The organism is Marinomonas fungiae (assembly GCF_001418205.1).
Taxonomy (GTDB): domain Bacteria; phylum Pseudomonadota; class Gammaproteobacteria; order Pseudomonadales; family Marinomonadaceae; genus Marinomonas; species Marinomonas fungiae.
In genome coordinates, this window is the sequence record NZ_LIQF01000002.1 from 255638 (window position 1) to 269233 (window position 13596).

The 13596-nt window shown below is 42.7% G+C and carries 14 protein-coding genes; 7 read left to right on the plus strand and 7 right to left on the minus strand.

Features of this window, described 5'->3' with window-relative positions:
* Nucleotides 1–6: 6 nt before the first annotated feature.
* A complete protein-coding gene (locus tag ASC49_RS03645; RefSeq protein ID WP_055461859.1) occupies nt 7–306 on the plus strand; it encodes a hypothetical protein in 300 nt (99 codons plus the stop codon).
* Between the two features lie 42 nt (nt 307–348).
* Nucleotides 349–3252 carry a 6-hydroxymethylpterin diphosphokinase MptE-like protein gene (locus ASC49_RS03650; RefSeq protein WP_055461860.1) on the plus strand — a complete coding sequence of 968 codons (2904 nt, stop codon included), beginning with the start codon at nt 349–351 and terminating at the stop codon, nt 3250–3252.
* A gap of 42 nt (nt 3253–3294) precedes the next feature.
* Here the strand turns inward: ASC49_RS03650 and ASC49_RS03655 are convergent, their stop codons facing one another.
* The 7 genes from ASC49_RS03655 to ASC49_RS03685 form a co-directional block, all read right to left on the minus strand.
* Entirely contained in the window at nt 3295–3906 is a 612-nt protein-coding gene (locus ASC49_RS03655) for a pseudaminic acid biosynthesis-associated methylase (RefSeq protein WP_055461861.1), read from the minus strand.
* Between the two features lie 13 nt (nt 3907–3919).
* Nucleotides 3920–4975, minus strand: coding sequence for a pseudaminic acid synthase (gene pseI / locus ASC49_RS03660; protein WP_055461862.1), 1056 nt, complete (start codon nt 4973–4975; stop codon nt 3920–3922).
* Complete coding sequence (gene pseG, locus ASC49_RS03665; protein WP_072242034.1) at nt 4972–6459, minus strand: UDP-2,4-diacetamido-2,4,6-trideoxy-beta-L-altropyranose hydrolase; 1488 nt, start codon at nt 6457–6459, stop codon at nt 4972–4974. The genes pseI and pseG overlap by 4 nt, the downstream gene beginning before the upstream one ends.
* Nucleotides 6443–7150 (minus strand): pseudaminic acid cytidylyltransferase, encoded by a 708-nt coding sequence (pseF, locus tag ASC49_RS03670; RefSeq protein ID WP_055461864.1) that lies wholly within the window; start codon nt 7148–7150, stop codon nt 6443–6445. The genes pseG and pseF overlap by 17 nt, the downstream gene beginning before the upstream one ends.
* Nucleotides 7147–8325 (minus strand): UDP-4-amino-4,6-dideoxy-N-acetyl-beta-L-altrosamine transaminase, encoded by a 1179-nt coding sequence (gene pseC, locus ASC49_RS03675; protein WP_055461865.1) that lies wholly within the window; start codon nt 8323–8325, stop codon nt 7147–7149. Before pseC ends, pseF begins: the two co-directional genes overlap by 4 nt.
* Nucleotides 8318–9310, minus strand: coding sequence for a UDP-N-acetylglucosamine 4,6-dehydratase (inverting) (pseB, locus tag ASC49_RS03680; protein WP_055461866.1), 993 nt, complete (start codon nt 9308–9310; stop codon nt 8318–8320). The genes pseC and pseB overlap by 8 nt, the downstream gene beginning before the upstream one ends.
* A 78-nt stretch (nt 9311–9388) precedes the next feature.
* Nucleotides 9389–9943, minus strand: coding sequence for a DNA-3-methyladenine glycosylase I (locus ASC49_RS03685; RefSeq protein ID WP_055461867.1), 555 nt, complete (start codon nt 9941–9943; stop codon nt 9389–9391).
* Nucleotides 9944–10001: 58 nt separating this feature from the next.
* On the opposite strand from ASC49_RS03685, the gene ASC49_RS03690 reads away from it, so the two are divergent.
* The 5 genes from ASC49_RS03690 to ASC49_RS03710 are packed head-to-tail and all read left to right on the plus strand — an operon-like array spanning nt 10002 to nt 13525.
* Complete coding sequence (locus ASC49_RS03690; RefSeq protein ID WP_055461868.1) at nt 10002–10805, plus strand: energy-coupling factor ABC transporter permease; 804 nt, start codon at nt 10002–10004, stop codon at nt 10803–10805.
* A complete protein-coding gene (locus tag ASC49_RS03695; protein WP_055461869.1) occupies nt 10802–11431 on the plus strand; it encodes an NUDIX domain-containing protein in 630 nt (209 codons plus the stop codon). The genes ASC49_RS03690 and ASC49_RS03695 overlap by 4 nt, the downstream gene beginning before the upstream one ends.
* 29 nt (nt 11432–11460) lie before the next feature.
* Complete coding sequence (locus ASC49_RS03700; protein WP_141656785.1) at nt 11461–12414, plus strand: acetyltransferase; 954 nt, start codon at nt 11461–11463, stop codon at nt 12412–12414.
* A 26-nt stretch (nt 12415–12440) separates the two neighbouring features.
* On the plus strand, nt 12441–12893 hold the full coding sequence (locus ASC49_RS03705) for a DUF1249 domain-containing protein (RefSeq protein WP_055461871.1): 453 nt from the start codon (nt 12441–12443) through the stop codon (nt 12891–12893).
* 41 nt (nt 12894–12934) lie between these two features.
* The gene (locus ASC49_RS03710; RefSeq protein WP_055461872.1) at nt 12935–13525 is read left to right on the plus strand and encodes a YqiA/YcfP family alpha/beta fold hydrolase; all 591 of its coding nucleotides are present in this window, start codon (nt 12935–12937) and stop codon (nt 13523–13525) included.
* Nucleotides 13526–13596 lie beyond the last annotated feature (71 nt).

The following is a 13596-nucleotide window of genomic DNA, read 5'->3' on the forward strand; positions in this document are numbered from 1 at the left end:
AGTTAAATGAATCAGATAATTGTTGATAGGCTATTAACGATAAGAGATGAGGTTGATCATCTCTTATCAGGTGAAGAAGTCTCAGAAATCGAATCGTTACTGGATCTTTGGTCTGAACGTGACCAGCTACTTAGAACTTTATGCAAGGATAGAGACTCATTAATTGAGCACAGCACTATTCTAAGCGATGAATTATCGCTCACCAATGATTGGTTAGCTAAGATTAGAACTTACAGTGATAAACTTGGTAAAGACCTTCTCTCCTCAACAAGAAATCAAAAAGCAATTCAAAAATATCGGCGTTAGGTTACGCATGATGTATCCCATCTCCAGTCATGGAAATTTCTTATGAATAACAATATAAGCCAGCTCACTCTATCTGACGAAATAGAACAGCAGAAGCTTGAGAAAAATTTAGCTGAAACTGTTAAGTTAACGAAGCAAAAAAACATTCAAGCCTTTCACTTATACGCCCCATATTTATTAGAGTTTTTGGAGATTAATGGGGATGATACTCTTTCAATATTTTGTACTAGTAAAGGTAAAGCCAATATTGTTGATTATTCAACAGGACAATGTTGGTATGGAGATGACCCTGAAGTACAAATAAAAGAGGCGCTTCATAAAGAGATCTCTCAAATTTCTAAGCTTTCATTGACGGCTGGCGGGGATAATTCTTTACCTCCTATTCATTATGTCGAGGGTACTCCTTTCATTTCACCTGAGTCCTTAGTTTCCACGCAAGGTGTCAAAGCTGATGTCAAAAACTCAAAAATTCCACTATGGATTCAGTTTGGGCTTGGAGTTGGTAGCGTATTAAAAGAAGTTTCAAATTTAGTTGAAATAGATAATTGGTTGGTCTACGAGCCATCAATAGAAGTTTTTAAGGCTAGTGTTGATGCTTTCGATTGGGCCTCTTGGCTAGAGGGGCGAGTGAAAAATGATCAGCAGGTCTATTTGCAGATTGGAAATAATGCATCGACGATTGTTGAAGATATTGAGTTTATAAAATCAGAAACAGATCTTTCTGAAGCGTACTTATATCGTCACTACCACCATCCTGAGATGGACTCTTTATATCAGTATTTAACGTCGGCATTGTTTTCATGGCAAGATCTATTGGGGGATCAGGTCACCTTGATGCCTTTTACTGATTTTTGTGATGAAGTTTTACCTATCCGTCCAAAAGTAGAATTAATGGAGTCAGAGTCCTCTAAGTTATATTGGTCTGAAGCGAAACATCGATATTTATATAATATTAAGATTTTTCAGCAGTACTATCCTGATATAGCTAGTATTTTTTTAGATTTTACGCCAGAAAAGTGGCATCTTGTTCTTTCTGAAAGTGGTCAGTGGAATTTGCTACATTTGGAGAGAGGGGCTTTCTTCTATGGTGAAGAATCAAAAGCGGAGGCTTTGTCAGATCTTAAAAGATTTGAAAAGAATCCACTAAAAGATGACCCTATGCTTAATGTTAATGGCGGAAAGCTTGCATACTATCAGCACTATTCAAAGTCGGCCATTATTAAGGACCTTTTCAAAGAGTCCAGTTTTGACATTGGAGGCTTTTCTTCTGAAATTAATGGGTTGATATTTTTTGGTCTAGGTTTGGGCTTCCAGTTAGGTGAGTTGCTGGAAGATAAAATGATAAACAATCTGTTTGTTTATGAGCCAAACTTTGATTACTTCTACGCCTCTTTATATGTTCTAGATTGGGCTTTTATCTTAGAGAAAATGGATAGACAAAAGGGACGATTGCATCTCAATTTAGGTGACGATGGCTCTCATGCTGCACAAGATATACCTAGGATATTTAATACAGTAGGTAACTATAATGTCGTATCAACTTATATTTACCCTCTATACCACCACTCTAAAATTCAGCAGTCTGTATATGAGCTTAAGCAAGAACTAGAGTGTGTTGTATCGTTAGGTGAATACTTTGAGCATGTGCGTTATGGCGTATCTCATATGAATTCGGTTTTTGCATCAGGAAATTCTCATTTAGTTCATCATGTAGAAATGCCTAATAAAGACCTGCTTGATCTTCCTGTATTTATTGTGGGCAATGGTCCATCAATTGATAACTCTTATACGTATATAAAAGAAAATAGAAAAAAAGTTATCTTAATATCATGTGGTACAGCACTCAGAGCATTATATAATTACGGAATTAAACCAGATTTCCATGCTGAAGTGGAGCAGAATAGATCAAATTATCATTGGGTAAGTAATGCAGCAGACAAGGAATTTTTAAAAGATATCAGTTTGCTGAGTGTACATGGTGTGCACCCAGATACCGCTTCCTTATTCAAGAAAACGGTTCTTATTTTTAAATCCGGGGAGGCGGCAGTTAGGGTTTATTCAACAATTGTTGAAAGATTGAGAGACTATCCGGAATTAGAGTACTCATATCCAACAGTTTCAAACTTAGTTATATCTATGATGTGTTTCTTAGGTATGAAGGAGATTTATCTTTTTGGTGTTGATTTAGGTTATAAAGATTTAGAGTACCATCATTCCAAAAAATCAGATTATTATAAAAGAAATGATGAATCTGAGCCCGATTTAGATAAGGCCTCTTCTTTAGGCTATAATTATGCCCAAATGAATGGCGTGATGACAGTGCCAGGAAATTTTGAAAAAAATGTCTTCACAAAGCGTGAATTTAAAATGTCAGCCCAGATCATTGAAAGGGTACTAGAAGTCTATAAAGAGACCTCTTGCTTTAACTGTAGTGATGGCGCCAAGATAAACGGCTCAATACCTTTGCTAGTAGAAGATATTGAGTTAAGAGAAAGCAAATATCTACCGAGTGATTTCCAAGAGGCTTTGATTGAAGAGCTATGTCTTTCCACCGATGAAGTTGTTCGTTTGTCGAGGGACTTCAATAGTGGATTAGATCTTGATGTTCTGAAAGGTGATGTTGAACGCTTCCTGAAATGGATTAGGGATATTAATCCTAAAAATGAAAAAGAAATGGAGAAGGTTCTTACTGATCAAAGGGATTTCTTCTATGAATCAGTGACCGGAAACTCTTCTGTATTCTTTTATTTATTTTGGGGGAGTATGAACTATTACTCTGCGCTTATACTTAAACTTGCTTATACAGAGAAAGACTCCGGATACGAAGAGCGATTATCAAAGGCTTGGAGTTACTGGGTTGAGCATGTAGAAGAAGTATTTTATGATTACTACAATAATCCTGATGCTTTAGACCAAACTGGCGTTGAAAATAAAAACTTCAACTAATCTGTTAGAAGCTCCTAGCTAGAAAGTTAGCTAGGAGTTTGCTTACTTCTCTAATAAGAACCAGCTAATATCGTCTTGTGGTTTTAGCTCATCTCTATGATAAAAGAAACCATAATCTACAAGCTTTAGCCCATATTTATCGATCAACTCTCCTGCAAAGTCTCTTTTGAATAGCTTGTTTTGATGCCCTCGGTAGCTAATGCTTACAGGGCTTGGGTTGTAATACTCTGCGACGAGTACGTATCGTTTACTAGAATTCACTAGGTTTTGATAAACTTTGTCCAGATGATCTGGGTCTATATGGATCAGTACACCACAGGTAAAAGTAAGATCAACAGGAGTTCCACTGATGTCTTCTAGGATTGATGTGTTGAATATGTCGGCGATATTCAAACTTGCAGCTTTATCTGCTGCCTTTTTGTTAATTTCGTAACCACTTAATTCAAAGCTAGGTTTTAATTTGTTCAAGGCGACCAAGTTAAGACCTATGTTGCATCCTAGCTCTCTCACAGAGCTTAATTTGTTTGTTGAGCGCAGCATGGTTGAGAACATGCAAATTTTAGAAGTAAGCAATGCGTCAGATTTATTTCTATCAACGTACTCATCTCCGAACTCGCCAGACCAAAACTCTTCTTGTTCTGTTTTCCTATTCATGTTTATTCCCCTTCTAATCTTGAGTAATAAGGTTCCAATCTAGAGCAGTTCCCCTCTTAATATCGCAAAGTGCAGTAGTACCGAGTATTTGATAAAGATGTTTTGGGGCCAACCCATACCCAGGACGAATGCTTCTAACATGCTCTGATGTGATCGTTTCTCCGGCTTTAATATCTTTTACAATATACAGTGAACGTCGAAACTTGATATTAGGCTTTTCTGCTTCAGTTAGACTGTAATTCACTTGGCCTAGTGCTTGCCAAGCAATTTCACTATCACGGCATAAGGCCGTTAACTCATCGGGCTCCAATGAAAATGAGTCGTCAGGGCCTCCGCCATCACGGTCTAGAGTAAAATGCTTTTCAATAATGGCGGCTCCCATCGCCACAGATGTTATTGCAGTGACATTGTCAATGGTATGATCAGATAGGCCAACGATGCAATCAAAGCGTGTTTGCATGTCCTTTACTGTACGTAAATTATATTGCTCGGCAGGCGTTGGGTAACCACTAACACAATGCAAAATTGCTAACTCGTTACAACCCACTTTACGAGCTGTATCGATCGCTTCTTGAATCTCTTCTTCATTGGCCATGCCAGTTGAAATAATCAAAGGCTTTCCTGTTCGAGCAGCGGCTTCAATAAGCGGTAAGTCGATGGCCTCAAAGGAGGCGATTTTGTAGGCTGGAGCATCTAACTCTTCAAGTAGATCAATGGCGGTTGTATCAAATGGTGAGCTAAAGATGGTGATATCTAGGTCTTTTGCTTTTTGAAACAGCGCTTTGTGCCATTCCCATGGCGTATAGGCTTGTTGATATAGCTTATAGAGTGAGTTGCCTGCCCAGAGGCCTCCATGGATCTGAAAATCCTCATTGTCGCAGTCTATAGTAATAGTGTCAGGCGTATAGGTTTGTAGTTTTACAGCATCTGCCCCAGAAGCTTTGGCAATTTCGATAAGCTCTAATGCATTTTCCAATTTCCCATTATGGTTCGCCGACAGTTCTGCAATGATATAGGGCGGGTAATCTGGTCCGATTCGTCGACCATTAATAGTGATAAAACTATTCATAGGGCTTCTTCCAAAATAGGTGAGCGAATAAAGCTAGTTGCTGAAACTTGCTGATAATTAGCACGCTTAAATAATGCTTGAGACGCAACATTTTCAACCAATACCGTAGCATGAATGTGTATATGGGGATGAATTGTATCGAGGTTAGAGAGTGCTGCTATGGCTAACCCTTGGCCATAGCAGTTCGGATCGATGTAGATTGAAACAAGGTAATGATGGGCCTTTTGTCGATCCAGACGAACCACGCCAACATTTACCCCATCTTTCACTATCAGGTAAAAATAATCGGTATAGCTCTTTAGTTTATTGGTAAACCAAGCTAAATGCTCTTCCCAAGAAGGAGTCTTCTTCGTGAGTGCATAGCGTCGAGTATCTGGGTGCTGCTGCCATTGAAAGGTTAGCTGTGCATCACTTAACGTAGCTCGACGCAGTGAAATGCGCTTTTCTGGAATGGCGAATTGATTAATAGCGCTTGCCACCCTGAAGGCTCCTAGTCCATCGCATACAGCCAAGCTATTTCGATGGAGTGTGTGCCATTGATGCAGTAGTTGCTCGATGTGGTCAGTCAGCCGATCTATATCGTTTGGCTCGATGGCTAAAGCAATGCCGTGCTGTGCGAGCTTTTGGCACATAGTCTGCTGATTGTTAGCGATGGGGACGATAATGCTAGGCAATCCTAAGCACGCTCTTTCCCATGAGGTGGTTCCAGGTGCTCCGATCGCAATGTCATGTTGTAACATCAGCTCAGCCATCTTTGAGCAAAAAGTGATATGTGTAATGTGCTCATATCGTTCAGCGAAACGGCTAATGGTTTGGTAGTGAGGAGAGCGTTCTGACAGCAACACGGTAACTTGGAACGAGTGCTGAGAAAGCTGCTCAAGAGCCTTAAGCGTCATGTTGTGTTCATCGATCCCACCAAATGACACTAGAATCCTAGGGGGCATAGTATAGCCTGACCTTTCCAAGGCTTGTTCACGGTGCAAACAAAATGTCGGCGCTAGGATCGCGTATTCTTGACCGCTAAGGATCTGCGCGCGTGAGGTATATTCCTCCGGCTGACGTGCGAGTGTTTGATCAATAATCAGATCTGCCTCATGATCACGAACTAAATCGTCAATGGCGATTATCGGGCATTGTAATGTTTCTCTAACAAGGCTCTCCCAGCGGCTGCCGATTCCATAGTGATCCACAATAACCAAACTGGCTTCATCGCAATGCAACAAGAATTGCTGAGCATCAATCTCTTCAGGTCGAGTAAGCCAACGGGAGTATTCTTGTGAGCCAGTATGCGACTCGATGTAGGGGAGAGAGGTTACAGGGTATCCGGACTCCTTTATAAATGCGATGAAGTTGCCCGGTAGGTCCAAACATAAGAAATGGATGGTGTGCTTTTTTGCTTTGAGAACGTTGGCAATTGAGAGGCAACGCATGACATGGCCACTGCCTATCTGCAGTGATGCGTCTACTCTAAAAACTATCTTCATGGTGTTGCTTTTGAAAGCTGTACAAGCCTTCTGCCAATTGCCAATCTTCAGGGGTATCAATATCTATAGCCCGAATATAGGGGATTTCCATAATGCGTGAGTGGGCTGCGTAGATCTTCTCTTCATTGAGAAAGGCTTCTTTGCGTCCCCAATAGAATTGCCCTGCATCGTGGTATGCTTTCTCTAAATCTTGCGAACGAGTCATTTCATATTCTGGTGAAAACATGGCGACTTCACCGTGACTGTTTAGTTTCAATGCCCGTTGTATTGGTGATTCATACTGAACAGCACTGAATACATATCTGACATCTTCTTGCTGAGTAAGAGCAGAAAGCCCTGTTTTTATGTCCTGGCTATCTAATAAAGGCGTCGCTGGGTAAATACAGCAGACTGCATTGATTGGCTTCCCTGACTTTTCGAGTTCAGTGATGGCGTGCTTAATGACGACGATAGTCGGCGCATAATCATCGGCTAACTCATCGGGTCTATAGAATGGCACTTCCGCCCCATACTGCTGCGCAATGTCTGCTATTTCTCTATCATCCGTCGACACCACCACACGATCGAAGCAACCTGAATCCAAAGCACATTCTATGGCGTAGGCAATAATCGGCTTGCCATGAAATGGCTTGATGTTTTTACGCGGAATGCGCTTGGAGCCGCCGCGTGCAGGAATGATAGCTACGTTCATAGGATGAAGGCCTTATCGATGGCTTGGCTCAATGTTTTGACCACGAACTCTTGATCTTCATATGTCAGATCCGGAAATAAAGGCAGGCTTAGGGTTCTGGCATAATAGTCTTCAGCGATAGGGAACTGCCCCCAACTAAAGCCTAGTTCTTGATAATACGGCTGCGTATGAACCGGAATATAATGCACCTGAGTTCCAATATTGTGATCACGTAGACTTTTAAATATCTCTGCTCTTTGCTCGGTGAGTGCTTCATTTAAGACAATTGGAAATAAATGCCAGCTGGAATAGGCGTAATCTGCCTCGCCTGGAAGTTGAATAGGTAAGCCACGCAATAACTGATAGTAGCGTTGCACTAATTCTCGTCGACGTTCTATAAAATGACCTAGACGCTTAAGTTGTGATAACCCTAATGCCGCTTGTAGCTCGGTCATACGATAATTAAAACCTAAGACTTGCTGTTCGTAGTACCAATCCCCTGGTGAGCGCGTGTCAAATTCTCGTTTGTTTTTTGTTACTCCTTGGTTAACCAATAAGCGCATAGTTTCTGCTAAACCTTCATTATTGGTAACGGCCATACCACCTTCTGCGGAGGTCATGACTTTAACGGGATGGAAACTAAAGATACAGACATCAGAGTAACGGTTGCCGACAGGAGTGCCTTTGTATTTTGCACCAATTGCGTGAGAGGCATCTTCAATAATGGCAAAGCCATATTGTTGAGACAACTCGTAGATAGCCCGCATATCGCAGGGATGGCCGCCAAAGTGTACTGGAATAACTATTTTGGGAAGACAATTGTTCTGTGCTGCAGTAGCCAGTTTTTCAGCTAACTTAATTGGGCACAAATTATAAGTTTGCGGATCAATATCGACGAAGTCGACTTGCGCATCACAGTAGCGAGCGCAATTCGCACTGGCGATAAACGTGTTGGGCGTAGTCCATACCCGATCACCCTTAGTGACACCCAGAGCTAAGCAGGCCACATGTAGCGCAGAGGTCGCACTGTTGGCAGCGATGCCAAATTTACAGCCACTTAGTTCCGAAATCGCCTGCTCAAACTGAGTGACTATCGGGCCCTGTGTCAAAAAGTCAGACGTCAGGGCTTCACATACGGCTTCAACATCAGAGGCGGTGATGGATTGACGACCATAAGGAATGAAATGATTACTCATTTTCAAACGCCAAAATGCCATCGATAGAAAGGAACTCAGGGTTATTTCCCGATTGGTACTCAAATCCTGGTTCAACCAGCTCACCTTTCTCTTGCAACGCGTTTTGATCAAAACTTAAAGATTGATGAAAAAATTTAATGCTTGGTGCAATCACAAAGTGGTCGTGGAATTCAAAGGTATGATACGAGTCGTCGGCAGGACACATCACCTCATGCAGTTTCTCCCCTGGTCGAATGCCAATATCTTCTACTGGAATTCCTGGTGCATAAGCAGCAGCCAAATCTGTGATACGCACAGAAGGGATCTTGGGGATAAAAATTTCACCGCCTTGCATACGAGCAAAATTCTTCAGAACAAAATCAACACCCATCTGTAAAGTGATCCAAAATCGTGTCATATCTGGGTGAGTGATCGGTATGCTTGTTGCGCCCTCGGCCACTTTCTTCTTGAATAAAGGTACGACGGATCCGCGTGAACCAACTACATTGCCGTAACGCACCACAGCAAAGCGGGTGTCACCCTTGCCGACCGTATTATTGGCGGCAACGAATAACTTGTCAGAAGCAAGCTTGGTGGCACCGTATAAATTGATTGGCGCCGCGGCTTTGTCTGTAGACAGGGCGATGACTTTCTTAACATTGTTAGCGATGGCGGCCGAAATAACATTTTCTGCACCGTGGATGTTGGTTTTAATGCATTCCATCGGGTTGTATTCTGCGGCCGGCACCTGTTTTAAGGCGGCTGCATGAATGACATAATCCACATCACGCATGGCTTGAGTTAAGCGGTCTTTGTCACGTACATCGCCAATAAAGTAACGCATGCAAGGCGCATCAAACTCTTGCTGCATTTCATATTGTTTAAGCTCATCGCGTGAGTAAATAATCAATCGGGCAGGCTGGTAGCGTTTAAGCAAGGTTTCAACATACTTTTTGCCGAAAGAGCCTGTGCCACCGGTGATCAAAATGCTTGTGTTGTTGAACATACGTTACCTTACTATTCAAAGAGCTAATGACAAATTAGTTTATCGGTTATTGCTAAAAAAACCTAAGTTATCAATGAATTATTTCGTCACACAGTCAACTAAGTGATCATCCACCATGCCGGTTGCTTGCATAAAGGCATAACAAATTGTTGGCCCGAAAAACTTAAAACCGCGCTTTTTCATATCCTTGGCAATGGTTTCAGCTAACGGTGTTACCGCTGGGACATCCGCCATGGTTTTCGGAGCATTGCTAATGACTTTGCCATCACTGAAGGCCCAGTAATAATTTGAAAATGAACCAAACTCTTCAACAATGCGTAAAAAGCATTGTGCATTGCTAATAGTGGCCGCAATTTTCCCTCGGTGACGCACAATTTCGGCATTCTGAGTCAGTCTCTCTACATCATCGGCACTCATTGCTGCAACTTTAGTGGGGTCAAAATTGTGAAACGCTTGGCGATAACCCTCACGTTTTCGCAAAATCGTGATCCAGCTTAATCCCGCTTGTGCGCTTTCCAGTACAATGAATTCAAACAAGGTTTGGTCATCCGTCACTGGTTTGCCCCATTCATTGTCGTGGTAAGCAATGTATTCGGACGATCCTAAACACCAGTCGCAACGCTGTTCAGCCATGATTTTATTCACCTTTTTTAATTGATATGACTCTATTACCAAATGAGGGGGAGTGCAAATGAACTTCGCTGGAGGCCTATTTAGCGCAGGGTTTGAGTGGATTAGCTGGATCATCACGATGTTGGTATGTCTGTTTGCGTTGAGGAAAGCACCTTGGGTGACGATTTATAACGACTCCTCACTGCAAAATCGCTTTCTAGGTTGCCTTGTTGTTATCGCATTTGTGTGGCAGATGAACGTCAATTTAAACATCGGTGTGATCATCCATTTTATGGGGATGACAACGCTGACGTTATTTTTCGGTTGGCCTTTGGCTATCTTAGCAGGTGTGATTGCTCAGCTGGTAGATACCTTATGGAATGGCCAAGCGTGGTCGGTAGTGGGTTGTAATCTGCTATTCAATGTTGTCATTCCTGTATTGGCTTCTTGGTGGGTGCATATTCGAATTGAACACTTTAAGCCCACAAATCCTTTTGTCTTTATTCTAGGTTCAGGTTTTTTCGGCTGTGTGTTCAGCACCTCGTTAACTACCTTGGCAGCGCTAGGTTCTCTCAAGCTGTTTGGAGTGGTCGAGTTAAAATTGAGTGTGGCCGATTATCTTGGTTATCTGCCGATTTTTGTTTTTCCGGAAGCGGTGGTGAATGGTATGTTTATCTCCGCAACCACCATATTGCATCCTTATGCCGTGGTTGCTTTTAATGAGGCGCGTTATTTCAAGCAATCTGAGCGTGAAATGATCCTCGATGAATACATTGAACCGGCTTTAGATTTAGAGCAGACCGAAGCGCCTGAAGAAGATGAGCAAGACGACAGCCGCTATCGACCACCAAAAGACTGGTATGACAAGGACAAAGATTCGTGAAGTATAAGCCAACTTATCACCACTCCGATGTGGAAGTAACAAAAGACGAAGTCGTTTATGATGGCTTTTTTAAAATGCATAAGCGAGAGCTTAGACACCGTAAGTTCAATGGTGAGTGGTCTGAGTATATGACCCGCGAAATGATGGTGCGTTCAGACGCGATTTGCGTGCTCTTGTTTGACCCTGTGCTCGACAAGCTTTTGATGATCGAGCAATTTCGACCTTGTTTACCAGAGCATGAATCGCCTTGGCTGCTGGAAGTCGTGGCGGGCATGGTCGAAGAAGGGGAGGCGGATGAGGACGTTGCTCGTCGAGAAGCTTTTGAAGAAGCAGGGGTGGAGATCAAACGCTTAGAATACATGTTCCGTTTTGTGCCATCCCCTGGGGGATTAGTGGAGCATCTGCGTATGTATGCAGGGGAAATTGACGCGAGCGCCGTGGATCTTGAGGCGACGCTTGGGCTTGATGAAGAGCATGAAGACATTAAACTGCATCTTTTTGATACCAGTGATGTCATGTCCTTATTAGAACAAGAAATCGTCAATGCCAGTGCTATCATGGCGTTACAGTGGTTTGCGTTGCATGGCGCCAAGCTCAAGCAAAAATGGTTAGCCACTAACAACTAGGTTCTCGTTAATCAGCGGAAGCAAAATTCGTGTTACTTAAGTTATTCCCTTGGACATTTATGCAGCCCTTGATTGGGCTGCTATCGTTTTTATTCCTGTGTGCCAACATCCTATTGTGTGGCGTGGCAATTCATTTGCTTGCGCTAATTGCCAAGTTGATGAATCGTTCTCAAGCATGGCAAAGAAAAACATGCGATAAGTGTTACCGCCTTTGGGTAGTGATGTGTAGCGTTTGGTTTCGCTATGTATTAGGTATGAACTGGCAATTGGATGACGGTTTGAAACAGCAGCCTGAGCGCTGGCATCTATTGGTGGCAAACCATCAGTCTTGGGTGGATGTTTTTGTGGTGTTGCTACAAGTGCAAGGGCGTACGCCGCCACCGCGTATTTTTATGAAAGATACCTTGTTTTGGTTGCCGTTAGTGGGAAGTGCTACTAAGCTGATGAATTTTCCTCAGGTAAAACGCTATAGCAAAGCCAAATTGACGAAACGTCCTGAGCTTGCCCAAAAAGATCGGCGTACGACCGTAGAGGCCTGTAAGCCTTTGATGGACGCGCCCAGTAGTATCATGACCTTTGCTGAGGGCACACGTTTTAGCCGCAAAAAGCATGCGCAGCAGGACTCACCTTATCAGCATTTATTACGTCCTAAAGCGGGTGGTCTGTGGATGGTGTTGCAAGCCATGCCTAGGCGGTTTCAGGAGATAACGGACTTCAATGTTGTCTACCCTGATAAAGTCCCTTCATTTTGGGATTTGCTTTGCGGTAGAGTGCAGAATGCTTATGTCATCACACGGCAGGTGAGCATCCCAACTGAGTTCCAATGTATGACGGAGCAAACGGACAAACAGGCTTTTTATTGTTGGGTCAACGCTTACTGGCAAATGAAAGACAGAGCAATGGAGACAGACTTGCAATACTGCTCTAAGCTTGAAATTAAGCGAAATGGACCAATAAACGAGGGAAATAGTTTACAAAATTAGCGAATTGAACGATCGAGAATGTCATCATGCCACACCCATATGTGCCCAATTTAGTAGAGCTACAATTGCTCGGCGAATTAAATTATCGTCGATTAGGGAAGCTTGTGCGTGGCTACGAAGACGATGTTGCTTGGCATTTTACCATTCATACAATGGGGCAGCAGAGTCGTCTATCCCTAGAACTGATGGAAGAAAGCCGTTTTACTGCTCAGGTGAAACTAACGTTTGCCCCAGAAATCACCATTAAGCTGCCGTTCAACAGCGAGTTAACCATGACGGTGCGCTTGTATCATGATGTCGGTATTGCTGAAATTACCGATGGTCACCGCCATTATCAAGGTGCTTACCCTTATCCAAATGATGACATGCATCACCGTGATGAAAAATTTCGCCTTAACCAGCAGCTCGCTGATTTACTGGAACTGTGTTTGAAACACGGCCACAGAATGTATGATCTACCTGACTTCCAATTCGCTTAAAGTGCGGTGATATAGAATTATCGAATCGACTCTTTTTTCCTATGCCCCATATTATTTATGTTCATGGCTTCAATAGCTCAGAATTTTCTTTTAAGTCTCAGCAGATCAAGGCTCGCCTAGAAGCCTTAGGAAAATCTGAACAATTTAGTTGCCCTCGACTTCCATGGCAGCCGCACAAAGCGGTGATTCTATTGGAACAGAAAATAGAAGAGCTGTTGGCGCTTAAGCAAACAGTCGCCTTAATTGGTAGCTCGCTGGGCGGTTTTTACTCAGCCTATTTGAGCGCTAAGTACGATCTTAAAGCCGTGCTGGTGAATCCCGCTGTAGAAGCGCCAACCCTGTTAAGGGATTATCTTGGTATTCAGACCAATCCCTATACGTTTGAGCAGTATGAGCTTGCTGAAGAGCACATGTGGGAACTTGAAGCTTTAGACCGGCCAGTCTGTGCTGCGAAAAATCTTTGGCTCATGTTGCAGGAAGAAGATGAAGTTCTAAACTATCGAGCTGCCCTTGAGCGCTTTCCAGAAGTGGCGCGCTTAACTTGTGAGCCGGGTGGTGATCACAGCTTTATAGATTTTGAACGCTTTATTGATGACATCTTGCGCTTTGTAGGGTTTAAGGTAGATTTATAACCCATTGTATTTATGCGGATTTGCCTAGCTTTCATCCGCGTTATAGACTCTTGTCCAAATGGCTTTATTTG